The organism is Pseudomonas sp. SIMBA_067 (assembly GCF_046534675.1).
In the GTDB taxonomy this organism is placed as follows: domain Bacteria; phylum Pseudomonadota; class Gammaproteobacteria; order Pseudomonadales; family Pseudomonadaceae; genus Aquipseudomonas; species Aquipseudomonas putida.
The window spans coordinates 1-348 of sequence record NZ_JAWRYH010000146.1 but is presented as its reverse complement, the minus strand read 5'-3'; the positions used below and the strand labels follow the sequence as shown (position 1 = coordinate 348).

Annotated in this window: 1 protein-coding gene; it reads left to right on the top strand. The window is 65.5% G+C overall.

Features of this window, described 5'->3' with window-relative positions; genetic code table 11:
* A partial coding sequence (locus tag SB765_RS28450; RefSeq protein ID WP_410932333.1) for an aminotransferase class I/II-fold pyridoxal phosphate-dependent enzyme occupies positions 1–348 on the top strand: 348 nt, incomplete at both ends.

The following is a 348-nucleotide window of genomic DNA, read 5'->3' as shown; positions in this document are numbered from 1 at the left end:
CCAGCCATGGCCTCGACCTGTTGGTACGCACGCTGCTGCGCCCAGGCGATACGGTGCTGGTGGAAAACCCCGGTTACTACAACCTGTTCAACCTGCTGCGCCAGCACCACGTGCGCATGTTGCCCGTGCCGCGCCTGGCCGAGGGCCCAGACTTGGCTGCGCTGGAGCGCTTGCTTGCGGAGCATCGCCCACGATGCCTGTTCATCAACAGCCTGTACCACAACCCGACGGGCACCAGCCTCACCCCCAAAGTGGCCTACCGCCTGCTGGAACTGGCCCGCGAGCACGACCTGCGCATCATCGAAGACGATATCTACGCCGACTTCCAGGAGGGCCCGGCAACGCGCC